The organism is Actinomadura vinacea, assembly GCF_039532545.1.
In the GTDB taxonomy this organism is placed as follows: domain Bacteria; phylum Actinomycetota; class Actinomycetes; order Streptosporangiales; family Streptosporangiaceae; genus Spirillospora; species Spirillospora vinacea.
Genome location: NZ_BAAARW010000044.1, coordinates 38,312 through 56,764, shown reverse-complemented (window position 1 = coordinate 56,764; position 18,453 = coordinate 38,312). Strand labels below are relative to the sequence as shown.

General features: G+C 69.2%; 20 protein-coding genes. 12 read left to right on the top strand and 8 right to left on the bottom strand.

The features are described from left to right. Nucleotides 1–11: 11 nt before the first annotated feature. The 6 genes from ABD340_RS44500 to ABD340_RS44475 form a co-directional block, all read right to left on the bottom strand. On the bottom strand, nucleotides 12–395 hold the full coding sequence (locus ABD340_RS44500; RefSeq protein ID WP_344597822.1) for a hypothetical protein: 384 nt from the start codon (nucleotides 393–395) through the stop codon (nucleotides 12–14). A gap of 49 nt (nucleotides 396–444) precedes the next feature. Further along, nucleotides 445–774 (bottom strand): ParB N-terminal domain-containing protein, encoded by a 330-nt coding sequence (locus ABD340_RS44495; RefSeq protein WP_344597821.1) that lies wholly within the window; start codon nucleotides 772–774, stop codon nucleotides 445–447. Between the two features lie 93 nt (nucleotides 775–867). Continuing rightward, nucleotides 868–2,682, bottom strand: a complete 1,815-nt coding sequence (locus ABD340_RS44490) for a vWA domain-containing protein (protein ID WP_344597819.1) — start codon at nucleotides 2,680–2,682, stop codon at nucleotides 868–870. 59 nt (nucleotides 2,683–2,741) lie between these two features. Next, nucleotides 2,742–3,941, bottom strand: a complete 1,200-nt coding sequence (locus tag ABD340_RS44485) for an AAA family ATPase (protein WP_344597817.1) — start codon at nucleotides 3,939–3,941, stop codon at nucleotides 2,742–2,744. A gap of 141 nt (nucleotides 3,942–4,082) precedes the next feature. After that, nucleotides 4,083–5,075 carry a helix-turn-helix domain-containing protein gene (locus ABD340_RS44480; protein ID WP_344597816.1) on the bottom strand — a complete coding sequence of 331 codons (993 nt, stop codon included), beginning with the start codon at nucleotides 5,073–5,075 and terminating at the stop codon, nucleotides 4,083–4,085. An 868-nt stretch (nucleotides 5,076–5,943) separates the two neighbouring features. Beyond that, complete coding sequence (locus ABD340_RS44475) at nucleotides 5,944–6,414, bottom strand: ATP-binding protein (protein ID WP_344597814.1); 471 nt, start codon at nucleotides 6,412–6,414, stop codon at nucleotides 5,944–5,946. Between the two features lie 504 nt (nucleotides 6,415–6,918). Between ABD340_RS44475 and ABD340_RS44470 the strand changes: the two genes are divergently transcribed. Further along, nucleotides 6,919–7,047: a hypothetical protein gene (locus ABD340_RS44470; RefSeq protein ID WP_344597812.1), complete on the top strand. Its 129-nt coding sequence runs from the start codon at nucleotides 6,919–6,921 to the stop codon at nucleotides 7,045–7,047. Between the two features lie 140 nt (nucleotides 7,048–7,187). Here the strand turns inward: ABD340_RS44470 and ABD340_RS44465 are convergent, their stop codons facing one another. Continuing rightward, nucleotides 7,188–7,544, bottom strand: a complete 357-nt coding sequence (locus ABD340_RS44465) for a hypothetical protein (RefSeq protein WP_344597811.1) — start codon at nucleotides 7,542–7,544, stop codon at nucleotides 7,188–7,190. 698 nt (nucleotides 7,545–8,242) lie between these two features. Between ABD340_RS44465 and ABD340_RS44460 the strand changes: the two genes are divergently transcribed. Then, nucleotides 8,243–9,031, top strand: a complete 789-nt coding sequence (locus ABD340_RS44460) for a hypothetical protein (RefSeq protein WP_344597809.1) — start codon at nucleotides 8,243–8,245, stop codon at nucleotides 9,029–9,031. Nucleotides 9,032–9,166: 135 nt separating this feature from the next. Here ABD340_RS44460 and ABD340_RS44455 read toward each other — a convergent pair whose 3' ends face one another. Continuing rightward, nucleotides 9,167–9,499 carry a type II toxin-antitoxin system PemK/MazF family toxin gene (locus ABD340_RS44455; RefSeq protein ID WP_344597807.1) on the bottom strand — a complete coding sequence of 111 codons (333 nt, stop codon included), beginning with the start codon at nucleotides 9,497–9,499 and terminating at the stop codon, nucleotides 9,167–9,169. A gap of 208 nt (nucleotides 9,500–9,707) precedes the next feature. Here ABD340_RS44455 and ABD340_RS44450 point away from each other — a divergent pair, with 208 nt between their 5' ends. The 10 genes from ABD340_RS44450 to ABD340_RS44405 all read left to right on the top strand — a co-directional run bounded on the left by ABD340_RS44450 (nucleotide 9,708) and on the right by ABD340_RS44405 (nucleotide 18,425). Beyond that, on the top strand, nucleotides 9,708–10,967 hold the full coding sequence (locus tag ABD340_RS44450; protein WP_344597806.1) for an IS701 family transposase: 1,260 nt from the start codon (nucleotides 9,708–9,710) through the stop codon (nucleotides 10,965–10,967). A gap of 305 nt (nucleotides 10,968–11,272) precedes the next feature. Further along, nucleotides 11,273–11,827, top strand: a complete 555-nt coding sequence (locus tag ABD340_RS44445; RefSeq protein WP_344597804.1) for a hypothetical protein — start codon at nucleotides 11,273–11,275, stop codon at nucleotides 11,825–11,827. A 785-nt stretch (nucleotides 11,828–12,612) separates the two neighbouring features. Continuing rightward, a complete protein-coding gene (locus ABD340_RS44440) occupies nucleotides 12,613–13,305 on the top strand; it encodes an SAF domain-containing protein (RefSeq protein WP_344597803.1) in 693 nt (230 codons plus the stop codon). Between the two features lie 4 nt (nucleotides 13,306–13,309). Beyond that, nucleotides 13,310–14,146 (top strand): P-loop NTPase family protein, encoded by an 837-nt coding sequence (locus tag ABD340_RS44435; RefSeq protein WP_344597802.1) that lies wholly within the window; start codon nucleotides 13,310–13,312, stop codon nucleotides 14,144–14,146. Continuing rightward, the gene (locus ABD340_RS44430) at nucleotides 14,143–15,546 is read left to right on the top strand and encodes a TadA family conjugal transfer-associated ATPase (RefSeq protein ID WP_344597800.1); all 1,404 of its coding nucleotides are present in this window, start codon (nucleotides 14,143–14,145) and stop codon (nucleotides 15,544–15,546) included. Before ABD340_RS44435 ends, ABD340_RS44430 begins: the two co-directional genes overlap by 4 nt. Then, nucleotides 15,543–16,439, top strand: a complete 897-nt coding sequence (locus ABD340_RS44425; protein ID WP_344597798.1) for a type II secretion system F family protein — start codon at nucleotides 15,543–15,545, stop codon at nucleotides 16,437–16,439. Before ABD340_RS44430 ends, ABD340_RS44425 begins: the two co-directional genes overlap by 4 nt. Beyond that, nucleotides 16,436–17,329: a hypothetical protein gene (locus ABD340_RS44420; RefSeq protein WP_344597796.1), complete on the top strand. Its 894-nt coding sequence runs from the start codon at nucleotides 16,436–16,438 to the stop codon at nucleotides 17,327–17,329. The genes ABD340_RS44425 and ABD340_RS44420 overlap by 4 nt, the downstream gene beginning before the upstream one ends. A 24-nt stretch (nucleotides 17,330–17,353) precedes the next feature. Continuing rightward, the gene (locus ABD340_RS44415; protein WP_344597795.1) at nucleotides 17,354–17,566 is read left to right on the top strand and encodes a hypothetical protein; all 213 of its coding nucleotides are present in this window, start codon (nucleotides 17,354–17,356) and stop codon (nucleotides 17,564–17,566) included. 5 nt (nucleotides 17,567–17,571) lie between these two features. Further along, entirely contained in the window at nucleotides 17,572–17,967 is a 396-nt protein-coding gene (locus ABD340_RS44410; protein ID WP_344597794.1) for a TadE/TadG family type IV pilus assembly protein, read from the top strand. Further along, the gene (locus ABD340_RS44405; RefSeq protein WP_344597793.1) at nucleotides 17,964–18,425 is read left to right on the top strand and encodes a TadE/TadG family type IV pilus assembly protein; all 462 of its coding nucleotides are present in this window, start codon (nucleotides 17,964–17,966) and stop codon (nucleotides 18,423–18,425) included. The genes ABD340_RS44410 and ABD340_RS44405 overlap by 4 nt, the downstream gene beginning before the upstream one ends. Nucleotides 18,426–18,453 lie beyond the last annotated feature (28 nt).

Here is an 18,453-nt window from a genome sequence, read left to right as displayed (position 1 = left end):
GAGGTTGGTCGTCATCTCTGCGGCTCGACCCCGGTGACAAGGGCCGCAAGGTGTGCGGTGTCGCGGTAGAACCGGCGTGCGCCCTCGATCGAGGCGACGGCGAAGCCCAGCTTGATTGGACAGGCGGCGCGCGGGGGCGGCCGGTCGAGCAGGACACGGCGGGCGGCCTCGCGGCCACGCAGCAAGGCGTCGGCTGGTCCGCTACCGGCCTGATCGATCTGGGTGATGACGCTGTCCCACCAAGCGGCCACGGCGCGGGCCTCCGCGACGGCCCGCACTTCGCGGGCGATGGCCTCGCCCTCGTCGATGCGGGCAACGAGTCGGCCCTCGGCGTCACCTCGCAGATGAAGCGCGACTTCATGGCGGTCACGCATGTGGCTCTCCAAATCGTTCACGGTCTCCTTCTCCTCGTCTTCTCGGCGGTGAAAGGTGCGGGACCTGTGGTCAGATGCCGCCGCCCCGGATGCGGCAGGCGCGTTCGTCGTCTTCGTCGAGAAGGACGACGGGGAGGCGGTGGATCCCGGCGTTCAGGGCCCGGTGGATCCGGTGGTATCCGTCGATCACCAGCGGCGTCTGGGTGTTGGGGACCGGGACGGCCAGCAGCGGGCGCGACAGGTCGGCGGTGGCGGCGTGGTCGGGATCGATCTGGATCACCGTGCGGGCCCAGGCCAGCGGCCGGATATCAGGGCGCGTGACGGGGTGCCGGACGGCCAGCCGTGCAGCGGTGTCGATGTCCCATGCCCAGCCGAGAAGAACGAACATCTCGCCGGCCATCGGAATCTCCCATCGAGTCGTCGGGGTAAGGCAAGACGGGGCTCGTGCCCGGTGCGGTCCTCCGGGGGTGGGGGGCCGCACCGGGCGGGGCGGTCAGGCGAGGCGTAGGGCGCGGGTGGCGGCGGCGCCGATGGTGTCGGCCGCTTTGGCCGGGTCGGATAGCGCGACGAGGTGGGCGCCGTTCATCGCGTTGGGTTTGCCGGACAGGGCCAGCCACAGGACGGCGCAACCGGTGCCGGTGAGGCGGTCGATGCGCTGTTGCCCGGTGCGGCGCTGCTCGGCGGTGAAGATGCCGTCGGAGACGACCACCAGCAGGCGGGCGGCGCCGGGGCGCGACAACTCCAGGGTGCCGTCGAGGGCCTCGACGGCTTCGACGAACTGCTCGGTGGAGTCGTGCGCGGAGAACTCGCTGACGCGTTCGGGGGTGCGTCCGGGGTAGGTGACCGGTCGGACCTTGGCGCCGAAGATGACCGTGGCCGAGCGCGCGTCGGGCACGTGCGAGGCGGCCCGGGCCAGGATCCACGCCGCCGAGGCCACCGGCGCGGCCAGCGTCATCATCGACCCCGACACATCGCACGCGATCCCGATGCGCAGCGGCGGCGCGGGGACGTGACGGCGCGTGGTCTGTGTGAACGGTTCGGCGGTCGGTACGGATCCGGCGGCGCGTTGCGCGTCGGCGGCCAGCGCGGCCCGCATCCGCAACCGTCCCGGCGGCGTGGGCGAGGTACTCACTGTGGTGAGGCGTTCGCGGTGCGCGGCGGCCCGCAACCTGCGCGCCAGACGCCGCGCGGCCGCCTGCTCGTCCGGGCGCGGGGTACGGGTACCGGTGATCGCCGTCGGCCCCCGGCGCCCATGGTCGGGGTGAGTGGCACCGAACACGCGGTGCGCGGCCCGCCGGGTCTTGTCGCGGGTGGCCTGCTCACGGCGCCGCTCGTCCGCCTTCACCGACCTTCCCGTGGTGTCGGGGGTGCCCGAGGTGGACAGGCCTTCGGCGGTGGCGACGGCGGTGAGGGCGCCGCCGATGGCCTCCGCCAACGGCGAAGGCGAAGATCCCGACGCCTCGCCGGAGGCGCCTGGTGACGGTTGGGGGGCGGGGCGGTCGGGGTCGACCCCGACGATCCGACACCAGCGACGCCCGAGATCGATCATCTTCTCCTGATCGCCATCGCCCGTGGCGTGGACGATGTGCCACAGGGCCGACAGCGCACTCAACCGGCTCGCACCCAGAATCTTTGTGACGACGGCTGCCAGCGGCGCGACCTCGTCGCGATCCAGGACGCCCGCGTCCACACGCGCCAGCAGCAGGCCCGCCGCGCGCCCGGCGTCCCACGGCGTCATCTCCGCGCTCGGCGCGGGCATGGCGGGTGTAGGTGTCGTGGGCGGTGTGGCGGTGGCGCCCGCGCCGGGGACGGTGGCGGGGGCGGGGGCGGGTGGCATGAAGTCGGCGAGGACGAGGTGGGTGGCCGAGGCACGCAGCCAGTGGCGGTCGGCCGGACGGCGGCGTATCTGGGCCGCCTCGATGCGCGACTCCTCCAACACCAGAGCGGCGTCGGCGTGCGCGGCGGGCGTGCCGTTCGGCGGTGACCACCGGGTGTGGTGGGCGTGCGCGGCCTCATGCACCAGCACGCCCCACAACGCCGGGTAGCGTTCCCGGTCCGAGGGGCGGGACGGGTCGCACGTATGCGGGGCGTGCCCCAGGTGCGCGCCGTCCAACTCGACCGTGGCCAGGTCGGGGATGAAACAGCCCGGCGCGCCGCGCCCCATGCCCGGGGCGCACGTCACGGTCAGGTCTTCGCGGTCGGCGAGATCGGTCACGGCGTCGGTGAAGGCGGCCGACAGCCTCAACCAGGCGCCTCTCGGGTCAGTGGCGGGCGTCGGTTCGGGTGCGGCGATCACATGCGCGGTCATCGGAGATACCTCCCTGTCGTCGGGCTGGTCCGTCGGCTGGTGGTGGGTGGTGGGACAGGTCAGATCTGGCGGCCTAGGGACAGCGGCGTGATCGCACGCCCGTAGACGGCGCCGACGACTTCGGCGACGACCTCGCGGTCCTCCTCGGGCGCGACACCGACGAGATTGGACACGGCCGCGTCCGCCCCGAGGACGCCCGCGATCTTCTGGAAGGCGATCAACTCGCGCAGCTGCGGCGCCCACCCGATCTCGCCGGACTCCTGACGACGGGCCAGGTTCCGCGCCACCTTCACCGCGCGGGGATCGATCTTCAACGTGCGGGCCAGGTCGTAGTCGGTGGACACGCGGATCTGCGCCGCGAACCGAGACGCCAGCGCCTCGGTCAACACCGCACCGTGAACACCCGGGTTGTGACCGGCGACCACGTAGAACCCCTCGGCGGCAGTGATCGTCTCGCCCTTGTGCGCCTTCACCGTGATCTGGCGGCGCCCGTCCATCGCCGGGTACACCACCGCCAGCACCTTCGGCGAGATGAGCGTCGCGTCATCGATGAGAAGGGCACGGCCCTCGGTCATCGCGGTCACCAGCGGCCCGTACACGAACTCATATCCGCCACCGGGCGCTTGGGTGTACTCACCGATGAAATCGGCCACCGCCGTATCACCGTCCCCCGCAACCGTGATCAGGTCCGGGAACGCCGCCTCGACCAGCGACGTCTTCCCGGTCCCCGGCGGTCCGTACAACAGTGCAGGAATCGACGCCTCACGCAGCCGCCGCAACGCGCCGACATCAGGAAGATCGGCCAACAGGCGCGGGTGATAGACCTGCCCGTTCGGCCTCGTGATCGTCTTCCCGCCCGCCGCCGTGCCCGGCGTGGGGCTCTTCGCCGTGGGGCTCTTCGCGGCGGGTGGGGTACCGGGCGCCGGTGGGGTTCGGGGTACCGACGATCTCGCGGGGGTAGGCGCCGCGACCGGTTCCGGTGCCGAGGGCCCGCTTGGCTTCACGGCGGGTTTGGCGGCCTCACGCGTGGTCGCCGTGGCCCGGTAGCGGCGCGGGCCGGTCCCCACCAGTTCGGCGTGCCCGTGGTCGGCCAACGTCGCCAGCGCGTTACCCACGGCACCAGCCGACCGGTCAAGGGCCTTGGCGATCTCACCGGGCGTGAACCGAGCCCCCGGATAGGCAGCCAGGTGCGCGGCGACACAGCGCCGCAACTCTCCCTGCCCCAAACGCCCGGCACCAGCCGGAATCGTCGCGTGCACGGGCGCGGTCGTGGTCGTGGTCGTGGTCGTGGTCATCGGGTCCTTCTCCTGTCGGGTTGAGATGCGGTCGGGATGTGGCCCGGTCGGGCGGGCGGTGGCGCGGTCCTGCAGCCAAGGCCCGCCCCCGGACCGGTCGGCCGGTCAGTGCGCGGTGGTGGCCACCGTGCGGGCGCTGTCAGCGGCGGGGACGGCGGTGAACCGGCGCGGCCGTTCGCACACCAGCTCGGCCCGACCGGCCTCCACCAGGCGGTCCAGGGCGTTGGAAACGGCACCGGCCGAATGCCCCAGCGCCTTGCCGACCTCATGCGGGGTGAACTCCGCCCCCGGGTACGCGGCCAGATGCGCGGCGACCTTCGCCCGCATCTCACCCGGCAGAGAACGCGCGATCCCCGAGGCGTTGCGCGGCCGTCCGTTCGCCGCCGCACGCACCAACCGCCGCGCCCGACCCGACCCCCCGTAGACCGCCTCAACCGCCCCCAACGCCGCCGCGCCATCCCCACCGTCCAGGGCCGTCAGCGCGTCCGCGATCGCCGCACCCAACGCCCTCAGCGCGTCACGGGCCTCGCCGACCGCCGCTGTATCGATGACCGGCCCGCCGTCGTCGCCGGATGTCCCGGTGTTGGTGTCGGTGGCGTCGGTATCGCCGTCGGTGTCGGGGGAGGTCTGCGGCACGTCCTGCGGCTCGGTGTCCTTATCGGTCCCGTCCGTGGTGGCCGTGGCTCCGTCCGTGGTCGCGGTGGCGCCGTCCGTGGCCGTGGCTCCGGCATCATCAGACGGGGCAGTGGGCGCGGCGTCGTCCGTGGGGGGCGTGTCGGTGTCGGTGGGGGGCGTTACGGCGTTCCAGACGTCGGGCAGCCGCTTACCGCCGTCCCACCCGCCACGCGCCCGGACGGCGCGGCCATCGCGTTCCAGGGCGGTCAGCGTGCGCGTCACCGTGGCGCGGCTGACCTCGGACGCCGCCGCGATCGCCGCGACCGTACCGCCGGGGGTGGCCGTCAGCGCGTCCCACACGTCCCCTGCCGCGCCGGATGGACGTCCCGCACCCGCGATAGGCGTCACGCCGTTCGCGGCGCCGTCCGCACCCGTGGGACGGTTTTCGGTGGCGGTGTTCGCGGTGGTGTTCTCCGTTGCCATTTCGTCTCCCATTTCGTTGGTGACGGCGCCCGCATTTCGGTGCCGTTCCCGTTCACCGGGAGCTCGACCATTTCTCGATAACACGCCACTAGCAAGGACCTTCGGCCGCTTTTTTATTCACCTCAACGGCTGAACCAGCTAACCCCGAACACCCCACACGACCGCACCCTAAAGACGCCGCAAAAATAAATTCGCCATACGATAGGTGCGGGCGGCCACGAACCGCGCGCCTCTTTCGCAATCCGCCTCGGGCGAAGATGCCGTTGCCGAAGGTCTCGTCAGGCACCTTCTTCTCACGCGCCGGGGGCGGTGCGACTCGCGCCCGAGGCGACTCGGGCTCGCACGCGGGCGGCGCTGGCCGATGCTCCAGGGGAAGCTCTCCCATTCGGCAGGGAAGGCACTGACCAGCAGGGCTGGGAGTCAGGCCCCAGAGCAGGGGCACCGGCCGTTGGCAGATTACACAGTCCCGCTATTACCAGGAGTCGTCCTACAGACGAGTCGGGGCCACGAACGGAATATGCAGAAGCGACCTGGCCTGCACAGACGCACGCAGGGCACCCTGCCGTTCATAAACAGAAGACCGAAGAGAATCCCGTACAGAACACTGGACGGAACCCCGAAAAAATCGCACCGAAATCTACTGTTTGTCCCTGGTCTACGGCTCGGACATCAGTCGGCCCGGCGCCGAACTGCCGCCCCATGGCCTGGCCCCCAGTGCGATGACGGCGGCCAGTGCAGCGGCGGTGTGTCGACGACGAGGCCCCACCTGCCTCCCTGTCAAGGGAGACCGATGGGGCCTGAGGGGAGGCGGTGTTCTCGGTATCCTGCCTCCGAGGGCCCAGCCTGATAGCCGCAGGCTGGGCCCTCCTTACGACGCCGACGCCAGCTCGGCGCCGCCGACCGCCGGGCCTTGACCGCCGAGGGCGACGTCCGCCCATACGGTGTGCCCGAGCCCGGCAGAGCCATGGATGCCGTAAGAGACGGCGAGTTCGGAGACGACCTGCAGGCCGCGCCCCCCTTCGGTCAGCTCGCACTCCGGGTTCTTGGGGCGGAACAGTGGCACGCACCCACCTCCGAGATCGGTGACCCCGATGTAGGCGAGTTCACCAAAGGCGACCTCCAGCCCGAACCATCCCCGGTGCTCTCCCGACCGCGTGTGGCGGATGGCGTTGCTGGCCAGTTCAGCGACCACTACGGCCGCGTCATCCTCCCGCCCGCTACCCGAAAACAGCGCCTTGGCGAACCCACGCGCCCACGCCACCTGGTCAGGCCTTCCGGTATAGGCCCGCCGCCATCGCATCGGTTCCGAACCCCACAGCCACTCGGCCGCGGTGCACATCCCCCAGTTCCCTCTTGCCATTCCGCTCACACCCCTTCTTTGCTTGACTTCACGGGACCGGCCACGCCACACCCCTCCCGCAGCGCGGCCGGCACCGCCCCAAGGAATACCGCCTTCACGCCCCGGGTCAAGCCGCACACCCAAGAAACTTCACCACCATGCACCGCGAAAGAATCCGCATGCCGAGTTCGGCCAATCGAACCCAACGACCGCAGCCAATATGTTCGCCGCCCCAGGCCGTGAGCCGAGCAGAAACCAGCCTTTTCGGAACCGGCGCCCTGCTGAGCGGTGCCATGGCCGGTGTTGTTGAGCTTCTCAGAGTCGTAGTGCTCAATAGCGGCATGGATTGACGCAACGGCCTACTCTCGCATGCCCCGGCACGAAAGTCCTGGTGCTGTGCGGCCTGCCGGCGTCGGTAAGTCGTCGGACGCCTATGAGGTGTCCCATCAGCTTGCCCGGCGCGACGTCCCACACGCTCTGAGCGACTCCGACGAGTCGGACCGTGTGAGGCAGTCCGACCCGGCCTCGATGATCCGGATCGACACCAGCGACCAGGACGTCACCGCGGTCGCCTTACGCGTCATCGACCTGTGGCCGTCGGGATTCGTGAGCGCCCTGACTGACGGTTCCTGAGGACGCATGCGCGGCCGGTCGACGGCGTGCATGCCCGTGCCCGCACAGATACCGAGCATCTGCACGGACACGGACGGACACCGTTGTTGTGGACCTTTGTCGTTCTCAGACTCGCGGAACGCAGCCCCCACCTTCGTCGGTCAGGTGACGCGGTAGGGGGCCAAGCGAGTGAACCGCTGGTCGTAGGCGTCGCCGGTGAGATCGGTCCAGTAGACCCCGGGGTGGTCGGCGTCCTGATGATCGACGTGCTGAAGAACGCCGTTGGCACGGAAGGCACACTGGGTGAAATGGGCACCCGGGATGATGTAGATCTCCGCGCTGTCGGTGGGCAGGTAGATGATCAGGGCGGCCCAGTCAAGGTTGCCGATCCAGGCGTAGGCGGGGTCGGTGATTCCGGGACGGAACGCGCGGATCCCGACGGTGCCGTGTTCGGTGCGGATCGTGACGCCGTCGATATCTGGGTCGTCCTCGGACTCGGCACGCAGGCGGTCGACCACGTCCAGGATCGCCTTGGCGAAGCTGTCGGGGACCGGGACCGGGACCGGGACCGGACCGTTCTTCGGCGCCGTCGAGCCGTCCGCACCGTCAGGGTGTCGGTGATGGTGTCGGTGTTGGTGTTCATGCCCTGTCCTTCCTGGTTGGGCCGGATGCATTCCGGCCGGTGTTCGCGGGCAGGGCACTGTGGCTCGCCTCTTTTCGGCCGCACAAGTCGCGGCCGGTCGATCCTTCCGCGCTGCGTTGATCACGCGGTCGCCTATGTCGTTCCTCCCCTCAATCCACCTCCGGACAGAAGGTGAGGCCCTTCACTTGGCCCCTGCCACCCACCGCGGCTGAGAAGCAAACTGGCGATGGACACGAGTAGACGCCCCTCGGCCCATGGACCTCGATCCGGCCGCTGGCTGCATCCGGAGACTCCTCGGCCCCACAGGCGGCGAGCTCGGTTGCCGAAGTCCTTACCGAGAAAACCCGGCGTTGACTGCGGACCAGGTCAGGGACGGATCTAGACACTGACGCCTCCTTTGCCACCCCGCCTGGCAAGCACCGTCAGAGCAGCATCTCTGCAGGTCACAGCCAATCTGAGCAGACTTTAGGCGCGAGCGCAGCAGCCCGCGTCTGCCTAGAGGGTGCCCAGGAAGTGCACAGGTCGGGGGCGATACCTGGCGGCACCAACCCTCACGCACATTCGGAGGCCGCCATGACCCACGACAACAACGCCGACGGCGCAGCAGGGAACGCATGTGTGGGCGACCGGCCAGGGAACGCCCTGGCAGTCGCCGAGCGCACCTTCCAGCTTCTGATCGCCGGCCCCTGCCCACTGGCGCTCGACGGCCGCAAGGTCGGGCACGGACAGCCCGCGCGAGCAGTGGATCTGGGCGAGCTGCGCGAAGCGCTCCTGGCCCCCGCCGCGACCGACACCCTCAAAGACGCCGTCTGGGCCGAGCTGGTCACCCGGGCGCGCACCAAAGACCCTGCCTGGGTCATCGGGTGCGTAGGAGTCGCGATGCCGGGGCTGAAGAACGTCGCGGCACGGGTACTCCGCTCAAGCCCCGAACGACTCGCCGACGACATCGTCTCCGAACTCCTCACCGAGTTCGTCGCACAGCTGCACGGCATCGACATCACTCGCCCGCACATCGCGGCACGCCTGATGCTGTGGGCGCGCAAGGGAGCACTACGCGCCCGTGCCCGGGAAAGTCGTCACCTCGCTTGCACACCTGAGGAGATGCCCTCGTGCCCGAGCGGCCAGGACTCCGATCCTGTCGACCTCCTCCTCCGAGCCGCGCGGCAGGAGATCATCACACCGGACATGGCCTCACTGATCATCGCAACCCGCCTGGACGGCGTGTGCCTTACGGACATCGCACAAGACCGAGGCATCGCACCGAGTCGGCTCTATCGGAGGCGCATGAACGCAGAGGCACGCCTGGCCGCCGCGATACATGCCGGCGATCTTTCACCGACTTCAGACAGAATATCCACCTGAAGGTCATATCGACCGGGCTAATACTCCAGCCGTAGATCGTGATCTTGGGGGTGGGGCACCGCTGATATGGGCGTGGCCACCGTGGCCATCTGGACGAGATCGGCCGCGCCGTCGGTGGTGTCCGTCGTTTTTCGCCTACTCAAGTCCACCGAGGCGAAGGGCGTCCTCGATCTCGCCGAGCTTCGCGGACGGCAGGACGCCCACCTGCCCGATCAGGTCTTCCCTGGTCAGGGTGACCAGCCAAGTGCAAGGGATGAGGCCGGGACGTGGAAGTGCGACTCTGAGGACGCCTTCGAGGGGCAGTCCTTCGGGGGCGCCTACTGTCACCTCAACGGCCACGCCGCTGAGATCGGTGCCCGCGGGAGCGACGACCTGCATCGCCAGGAAACCGGACGCCTCTTCTCCGGACAGCAGTACGACTGCCCTGCGCTCGTCGAAATCTGCCCACCAGACGTCACCACGTCGCATATGTCCTCCTGACACGGGACGGCGCGCCTGCATCGCCCCTTCGGTCGCCGCCTACTCCAGCCACAGATCGTGAGGTTGGCTGGTCAGGGCTGGTGAGAAGACGGCTGCGGCCACCGCTGATCATCGGTGTGTGAAGACAGAAGATCATGCGGTGGCCGCAGGTAACAGCGTAGTCCCTGCTGGCTGGCGGGATGTGTTCGAGGGCCTGATGGGTCGGATCGCGGGCCGGTTCGCCCGGGTCGAACCCCGCTTCCGGGCACGGCAGTTGGTACTGGGGCTGCTTGCGGACCTGCCGCGCAAGAACTGCTGGACCATCGCCGAGCACGTCGGGGACGCCACTCCGGGCGGGCTGCAGCACCTGCTGGGGCGAGCGAAGTGGGACGCCGATCTGGTCCGTGACGACCTGCGCGAGTTCGTGCTGGAGCACCTGGCCGATGACGAGGCCGTGCTGGTGGTCGACGAGACCGGTGATCTGAAGAAGGGCACGCACACCGTGGGCGTCCAGCGCCAGTACACCGGCACCGCGGGCAGGATCGAGAACTCCCAGGTTGCCGTCTACCTCACCTACACCTCCCGCCACGGTCACGCGGGCATCGACCGCGCCCTGTACCTGCCGAAGTCCTGGACCGGCGACCGGGACCGATGCGAGCAGGCCTCCGTTCCGGACGAGGTCGGCTTCGCGACCAAGCCGCAGCTGGCCCAGCAGATGATCGAACGTGTCCTGGACGCCGGAACCCCCGCCGCCTGGGCCGCCGGCGACGAGGTCTACGGCGACAACCCGAAACTGCGCGCCGCGCTGGAGAAGCGCGGGCTCGGCTACGTGCTCGCGGTCTCGTGCACCCACCGTGTCCTCACCGCAGCCGGTCCCCAGCGCGCCGACCACCTGGCCAAACGCGTCCCGCGCCGGGCCTGGCAGAAGCTGTCCGCCGGACGTGGCGCGAAGGGACACCGCTGGTACGACTGGGCGCTGGTCGCCATCACCGCAGGTGATCCGACGGGCCATCAGCACCTGATGATCCGCCGCAACCGCACCACCGGTGAACTGGCCTACTACCGCTGCTACTCGCCCCGACCAGTGCCGCTCTCCACGCTGGTCAAGGTCGCGGGAAGCCGCTGGACCGTGGAGGAGACGTTCCAGAGTTCGAAGGGCCTGGCGGGGCTGGACGAGCACCAAGTGCGCCGCTGGGACTCCTGGCACCGGTGGGTCACGCTGGCCCTGCTCGCGCACGCCTTCCTCGCCGTCACCGCCGCCCTCGAACGCCGCGACCAGGTCCCGACAGACGACGGGACCAGCCCAGGCGGACTTATCCCGCTCACCTGCAACGAGATCCAGCGACTGTTCACCGCCCTGGTCGTCCGGCCCGTCCGCGACACCGCCCACCGACTGCGCTGGTCGACCTGGCGCCGACGCCATCAAGCCCGCGCCCGCCACAGCCACTACCGCCGCCAGACCACTCTGCAGCCATGAAGATCACGATCTACGGCTGGAGTACTAACGGAGTTGACCTGCCTGCGTCACTCATTGGACACAGGCAGGCCATCCATTTACGACCCACCACCCCAGCCCGACCCAAAGCGGACAAGCTTCAAATGGCTGGGGATGCACGGCTGGCCGCCAGGATGGTTTTACCTTCTCATCGAAGAGAAGAGGACACAGGGCGGTCCTCACACACCTAGCATCACACGGAGCCTGCGACCGCCCGCCGAACACAGAGGTCCACCACTCCGCTAGGCGGCTAGATGCTCGAATGATCGCCAATCAGGGAGATCGGCTTGATCAGAACCGGTGGATGGTCGACCACGACCATCGCAATAGCGAGCGCGGCTGGCGCCACCTTCCTTCTGAGCAGTTGCGACGACAGGCGGGCAACAGTCGCCCTGCCAACTCAATCCGAAACGCCATCACGCACCCCTTCAGTTTCTGCAAACTCCACCGACCACCAAGCGGTCGAGCGAGCATATCGAAAATTCATAGCCATTCTCGACCAGGCAGACTCACTTCCCAAATCTGGCCGCAAGAAACAGCTATCGACCCACATGGTCGAACCGCAACTTTCCAAAGTACTCACCACCATCGAGCAGCACCAAGCGAATAAGGTCTCGTCCTACGGAATTAGCGTCGTTCACATTAAGAGCATCGCGATCAAAGAGAGCGAGGCCACGGTCAACGATTGCCTGGATTCCAGCAAAGCCGGCATGCGAGACACGACAACTCGCCGCAAGATCAACCGCGGAATAAGAAGAGAAAGCATTACGACAACCCTAAAGAAGGGCAGTGATCAGCGCTGGCGGGTCAGTAAGTATGTCGTACTGGGTGAAGGTTGTTAACAGATGCCAATCGTTGCCACCAATACCCTCATACTATTCACAGGAACCTTCCTGACGCCTACGGTCTCTATAGCCGATCATTTGCCACCGATCGGCAACAAGAACGGCTATGGCTTCGGGGTGCGCCAGGAGGTGGGTTCCGCTGCCCCGCGGGGAGCGGCGTCCAGCGCGACTGAGAGCGCGGTCTATATACCCACCGAGGTGACCTCTACGGCTACGTGTCAGCCTGGGGTTCTCTGGGCGGCGATAAGGATCTGTCGGCCCAATCGTCCATTGGATGCCAAGGCTGGGCGGTCTCCGGCTGAGGTGGCGTTGTCGGAGTGGCGGCGGTTGCCGATTCCTGAGCCGGAGGTGCGGACGGCTCCGCCGCGTGGTTCCTCGGGTTTGGTTGGGTTGCCGCATTGGTTCTGGGTGGCGAACTGGCGGCCGTTGTCCGAGCGTGCCCAGGCGGGGGGCGCGTGGGTCGAGATCACCGCCCGGCCGCAGAGCTTGACCGTGGATCCAGGGGGTGGGCAACAATCGGTTCGTTGCCCTGGGGCCGGGACGGCTTATGACGCCTCGCGGCCTGCGGCGTCGCAGCGGACCGATTGCTCGTACACCTTCTCGCGCTCCTCCCTGCATCAGGGCGACAACGCGTATCGGGTTCGGGTGACGGTGACCTGGGGCGGTACGTGGGTCGGTTCCGGTGGGGCGGGTGGCGTGTTGCCGCCGCTGAGTCGTTCGACGAGCTTTCCGGTGCGGGTCGCCGAGGCGCAGGGCCTCTACAGGTGACGGTGGGAGGGGACATGACATCGGCGGGCAAGACGCTGCCCAAGCCCAGGCGGTCCAAGGAGTCGGGTGGCTTGGGGCGCGCGGTGTCGGGCCGGGTGGCGCGGCAGCGGCGGCCGGGGTGGATCGCCGCCGGTGTGATGCTGATGGCTCTGGCGGTGCTGGCGAACGTCTACTTGTTCCAAAGCTCGAGTGAGCGGGTGTCGGTCGTGCGGTTGGTGCGTGATGTGCCGGTGGGCCAGCAGATTTCGCGCGCCGATCTGAACACGGCGATGGTTGCGGTGGATGCGACGGTTCACACGATTCCCGCGCGCCAACTCGCCGAGGTGGTCGGGCGTAGAGCAGCGGTCGGGTTGCGGCAGGGAACTCTACTATCGGCCTCGCAGCTGACCGTCCAGGCGCATCCCGCTCCCGGGGAGGCGCTGGTGACGGTTCCGCTGAAAACCAGCGAGGTGCCACCGGGGCTGGCGCCGGGGTGGGAGGTCCGGGTGGTGACCACTCCGGGTGCTCCGGGCCGGGGCGATGCCCCCGCGGCCGGTGAGGGCGCTCCGGTCAAGGACGTCGCAGCGCTCGTCGACCACGTGGGTGACCCGAACGCCGAGGGCACCGTGACGGTGTCGTTGGTGGTCGTGGACGGCGACAGCAGCATGGTGGCCAGGCAGGCGGCAGCCGGGCTCGTGTCGCTGGTCGTGACCGCGAGGAGGGGCTGAACCCGTGGCGTTGTACTGCGTGATCTCTGCGGGCGGGGCCCCGGGCGCGACGACCACCGCACTGGGGCTCGCCCTCACCTGGCCCGGCAAGGTGCTGCTGGCCGAGTGCGATCCGGCGGGGCGGCGGGTGCTGTCGGGGTTCATGGCGGATCGGTTGAAAGGGCCTGCCGGCCCGGGGCTGCTCGGGTTGGCGATGGCGGTACAGGCGAACCCGAACGGCGCCGCAGCCGCGCTGGAGGAGTACACCCTGCCGTTGACCCAGGACGGCGAGGCCCGGCTGCTGCACGGCATTCACGACCCCCGGCAGGTACGGCAGCTCGCCCGGCTGTGGCGTCCCCTCGCCGACACCTTCATGGCCCAGGACGGTGACGTGATCGCCGACTTGGGACGGGTCGGCGGGGCTGAGACTCCGGTGGGCCTGTTGGAGGCCGCTGACGTGGTCGTCATGGTGCTGAGGCCGACGCTGGGGCAGGTCGATGCCGCTCTACCGCGACTGGAGGTCCTGCGGGAGGTGGTCGGTGAGGGCGCTCAGATCAGATTGTGCCTGATCGACGATGGCGCCTACAGCGCCGCGGAGGTTCAGCGGGTCCTGGGCCATCCGATCACTGCCGAGTTGCCGTGCTCGCCGCCCGATGCCCGGGTGCTTTCCGATGGTGCCGCGCCGCGGCTGACGTTCAACGCCTCTCTGCTGATGCGGGGTTTGGAGACCATGGGGCGACGCGTCCGCAAGGCCGCCGAGGAAGCCGGCCGCGCAGATGCCTCTTCGGAGGAGACGGATACTGCCGCGCAGGCCGTCCAGCCCTCGCCAGCTGCGGCGGCCTCGGCTGGAGGTGGCCGATGACCGCCACAGGATGGGGGCCGCCGATCGACGCCCTCGAAGTCGACCAGGATGCTGCGGGCCCGCTTTCCATGGGCGCTCACGAGTCGCCCTCCGACGACCAGGGCTTGGACTGGGCAGCGGTACGCGAAGTCTCCCAACGGCTGGTCGATGTGCTGGACGACCAGGTCGACCGCCACCAAGCCTGGAACCGGATCAACTCCGAGGTCCAAGTGTGGGCGCACGAGCAGATGACCGCCGGCGAGCTGATGCCGACGGCCGAGGATCAGCGGCGTGTGGCGCGGGCGGTGTTCGATCACCGTTTCGGGCTGGGTCCGTTGCAGCCGTACCTGGAACGATCCGACGTTGAGAACATCGTGGTCAACGGCTGCCGTCAGACCTGGATCACCTACACCGACGGTTCCAAGAAGCCCGGCCCACCGGTCGCCGAGGACGATGCGCGGCTGGTGGACTGGATCCAGCTGCTGGCACGTCGCGGTAACACCGGTAGGGAGTTCTCCCACGCCAGCCCGCTGCTGGACGTGGCGCTGTCGGATGGGGTACGGCTGGCGGTGGTGCATTGGGTGTCGCGGCATCCTCACCTGGCCATCCGCGTGCACCGCCTGGTCGATGTCTCCCTGCACCAGCTGACCCGTCTGGGCACGCTGACCGAGCCGCTGGAGGAGTTCCTGCGCGCGGCGATCCGGGCGCGGCGGAACATCATCGTGTGCGGCGAGGTCAACAGCGGCAAGACCACACTGGTGCGTGCGCTGGCCAATGAGATGGACGCCGATGAGCGGATCATCACCCTGGAAAGCGACTTCGAGCTGTTCCTGGACGACCCGCGGCTGGCGCACCGCCATCACGACGTCGTCGCCCTCGAAGCACGCCAGGCCAACTCCGAAGGCGTCGGCCTGGTCCGACTGCAAGACCTCGTGCCGGCCTGCCTGCGGCTGAATCCGGATCGGGTGATCGTGGGTGAGGCGCGGCAGGGCGAGCTCGCGCCGATGCTGGAGGTGATGTACAGCGGGGCACGCGGCTCGATGTGCACGCTGCACGTCCACCGCCCCGAGCACGTGTTCAACCGGGTGGTCCAGCTCGGCCGCCGCGCCGACCTCGGCCTCAGCCCCGAAGACCTGCACCTGATGTTCGGGATGGCCGAACCGCTCATCGTCCACCTCCACCGCGATCCCGCCCGCAACCAACGGTACGTGACCGAGGTGATGGAAGTCGGCCCTCCCGCCGACTCGGCGGAACCGACCCGCAACCACATCTTCGTCCCCGGCCCGGACGGGGCCGCCACACCGGCCGGCGGACACATCAGCCCGGCCCTGCTGGAGGAGCTGGCTGCTCACGGATTCGACTCATCCGCGCTCACCGCCGCCGAGGGTGATCTCGCACCGTCTGGGCAGAGGTGGTCATGACGATTCTCCTGGCGGCGGGCGCCGGTTTGTGCGCTGCAGCGTCCGTCCTGGCCATCGTCGCGGGAATGTTGGGCGTCCAGATGCGTCGCCGTCAGGGGCGGCCGCCGTCGCGCGTGCGCCTGGCGCTGCGCGCGGCCGCCTCCCCTGGGCGGCGGAAGCGGCTGCTGGCGGCCGTCAGTGCAGGGCTGGCAGTGTTGCTGGTGCTGCGGTGGCCGGTGGCCGCCATCGCGGTCGGGTTGGCTGTGTACGTGCTGCCGCCGATGCTGTCGGGCCGGGAGCCGCAACGCCGTATCGCCCGATTGGAGGCGCTGGCGCAGTGGGCACGGCGGCTGGCGGAGATGATGGGGGCCAGCCGCGGACTGGAGCAGGCCCTGGCCGACAGCGCCCGCGTCGCACCCCAGGCGATCCGCGGATCGGTTGGCGTGCTGGCCGACCGTCTCAACAACCACGCCCCCACCGAACAAGCTCTGCGGGCCTTCGCCGACGAATTGGACGACCCGATCGGAGACCTGCTCGCCTCCGCGCTGATCCTGGCCGCCAAACGACGCGGCCCCGGAGCGCGGCAGGCCCTCGCGCTGCTGGCCGACGCGGTGGAGCAGGAGGTCATCGTCCGCCGCGACGTGGAGGCCGAACGGGCGAGCCTGCGCACCACGTTGCTGGTGATCGTGCTGTCGGTCGGCGCCCTCAGCGCGCTGTTCGTCTCCTCCCAAACCCTCGCCGACCCCTACGGCACACCGCTCGGACAGATGGTCCTGGGCGTCGTCGCCGCCATCTACGCGATCGGCCTGTGGTGGATGCGGCGCCTATCGGCGCTGTCGACCGGCACCCGCTTCCTGCGTTCCGAACACGCCGCAGCCGCGTATGGCCCAGGCAGGCAAGGAGCAGAGCGGTGACCGCGCTCGCCGCCGCCGCCGGCTGCCTCGCCGCCCTCGGCCTCATCATCGTCGTGCGCGAGCTGCGGCCCGCACCACCACGTCTCGACGCCGCGCTCGCCCGCATCCAGGCCACTCCACTGCGTCCACCCACGGCCGCCGCGCAGCCGGATGGTGTTGACCGCATCGGCGCCTGGCTGGCTCATCACCTCACCCGTCCCGCCGGGATGCTGGCCCTCCCGCGCACCGACCTGGCCCTGCTCGACCGCTCCGCCGAACGGTTCATGCTCGACAAACTGGCCCTGTTCATCACCGGCCTCGCTACCCCCTCGCTGTTCTTCGGGTTGATGGCGCTGGCCGGTGGCCGCCCGTCATGGACGTTGCCGGTGCTGGCCAGCCTGCTCCTGGCCGCAGTGCTGTCGTTCACCCCGGACTGGAACGTCCGCTCCCACGCCCGCCAGCACCGCAGGGACTTCCGGTACGCCTTCGCCGCCTACCTGCAGCTCGTCGTCCTGGAACGCGAGGCGGGCGCCGCGTTGAACGCCGCGCTCGAGGAGCCCGCCAAGATCACCGACAGCTGGCCTTTCCAACGCGTCCACCACGCACTGACCCGAGCCCGGCACGCCCAGCAGCAGCCCTGGCGCGCTCTGGCGCGTCTCGGCGAGGACATCGACGTCCGTGACCTGGTCGACCTCGCCCACACCGCCGAGATCGCTGGCAGCGAGGGCGCCAAGATGCACGACGTCCTGGTCGCAAAGATCACCGGCATGCGGCATGAAGCCTCCGCCGCCGCCCGTTCCGAAGCCAACACCCGCACCACCGCCATGTGGGTCCCCACCTCCCTGCTCATGCTCGGCTTCGTCATCCTGGTCGGCTTCCCGTTCTTCTCCAGACTCCTGGGATCCGGCTGAACACCAACCACCAAAAGGGGGGATATGAAACACCTGAACGCGGTAGCCGTGCTGATCGCGATCACCCTTGTCGGGCGCTTGGAGGAGGTGCGCGAGAACGCCCGCAACGGCTCTGACCGGGGCGCCAGCGTCGTCGAGACGATCATCCTCGTCGCCGGCTTCGCCGGCCTGGCCTTCACCATCTACCTCGCCGTCAAAGGCAAGGTCCACAACTGGATCAACAAGATCCCCGGCTAGGGCCCGTGAGTCCCCGCATACGTCGCAGTCGATGCCGGGACGGCGGCTCGGCCGCCGTCTCCATCGCCATCGTCTTTCCCGCCGTCGGCCTGCTGTTCCTGGCCCTGCTCCAGGCCGTCCTGGTGTCGGTCGCACGCGACGTCGCGCTGGCAGCTGCGGAAGAGGGCCTGCGCGTCGCACGCGCGCGCCATGGCAGCCACGCGCAAGGACGCACCGCCGCCGCGGGCTTCGCCCGCCACGAACCGGTCCTGCAAGCACCCGCCGTCACCGTGACCGGCGCCGACACCATCACCGTCCACGTGCGTGGACACGCGCCTTCCGTCCTGCCTGGCCTGCACCTGCAGGTCTCGCAAGCGGCACGCGGCGCCCGCGAACACTTCACCACACCGCAGAGACCATGACCTCGATTCCACAGCGGCAACCACCCGGGCGGCGTCGGCATGACCGATGCGGGGACGCGGGCAACGCGGTCGTCGAAACGGCCATCCTCGCCCCGCTGTTCATCCTCTTCCTGGCCGCGCTCCTGACCGCGATGCGCATCCAGCACGGCAGCGCCGTCGTCAGCCAAGCCGCAGCCGACGCCGCCCGCCACGCCTCCATCGCCCGCACCGCCACCCAAGCCCAAACCGACGCCACCACCAGCGCGATGACCACCCTGCGCGACAAAGGACTTCACTGCCACCCACACGTCCGGCTCGCCCTATCCGGCTTCCACGACCCAGCTGGCGAAAGCGGCACCGTGACCGCCCAGGTCACCTGCGTCATCCAGCTCTCCGCCGTCGCCCTGCCTGGCATGCCCGGCCACCGCACCGTCACCAAGTCCCACCGCTCGAACATCGACCCCTACCGAGGACGCTGACCAGCATGAGGCCCTGGTCGCGATCGCG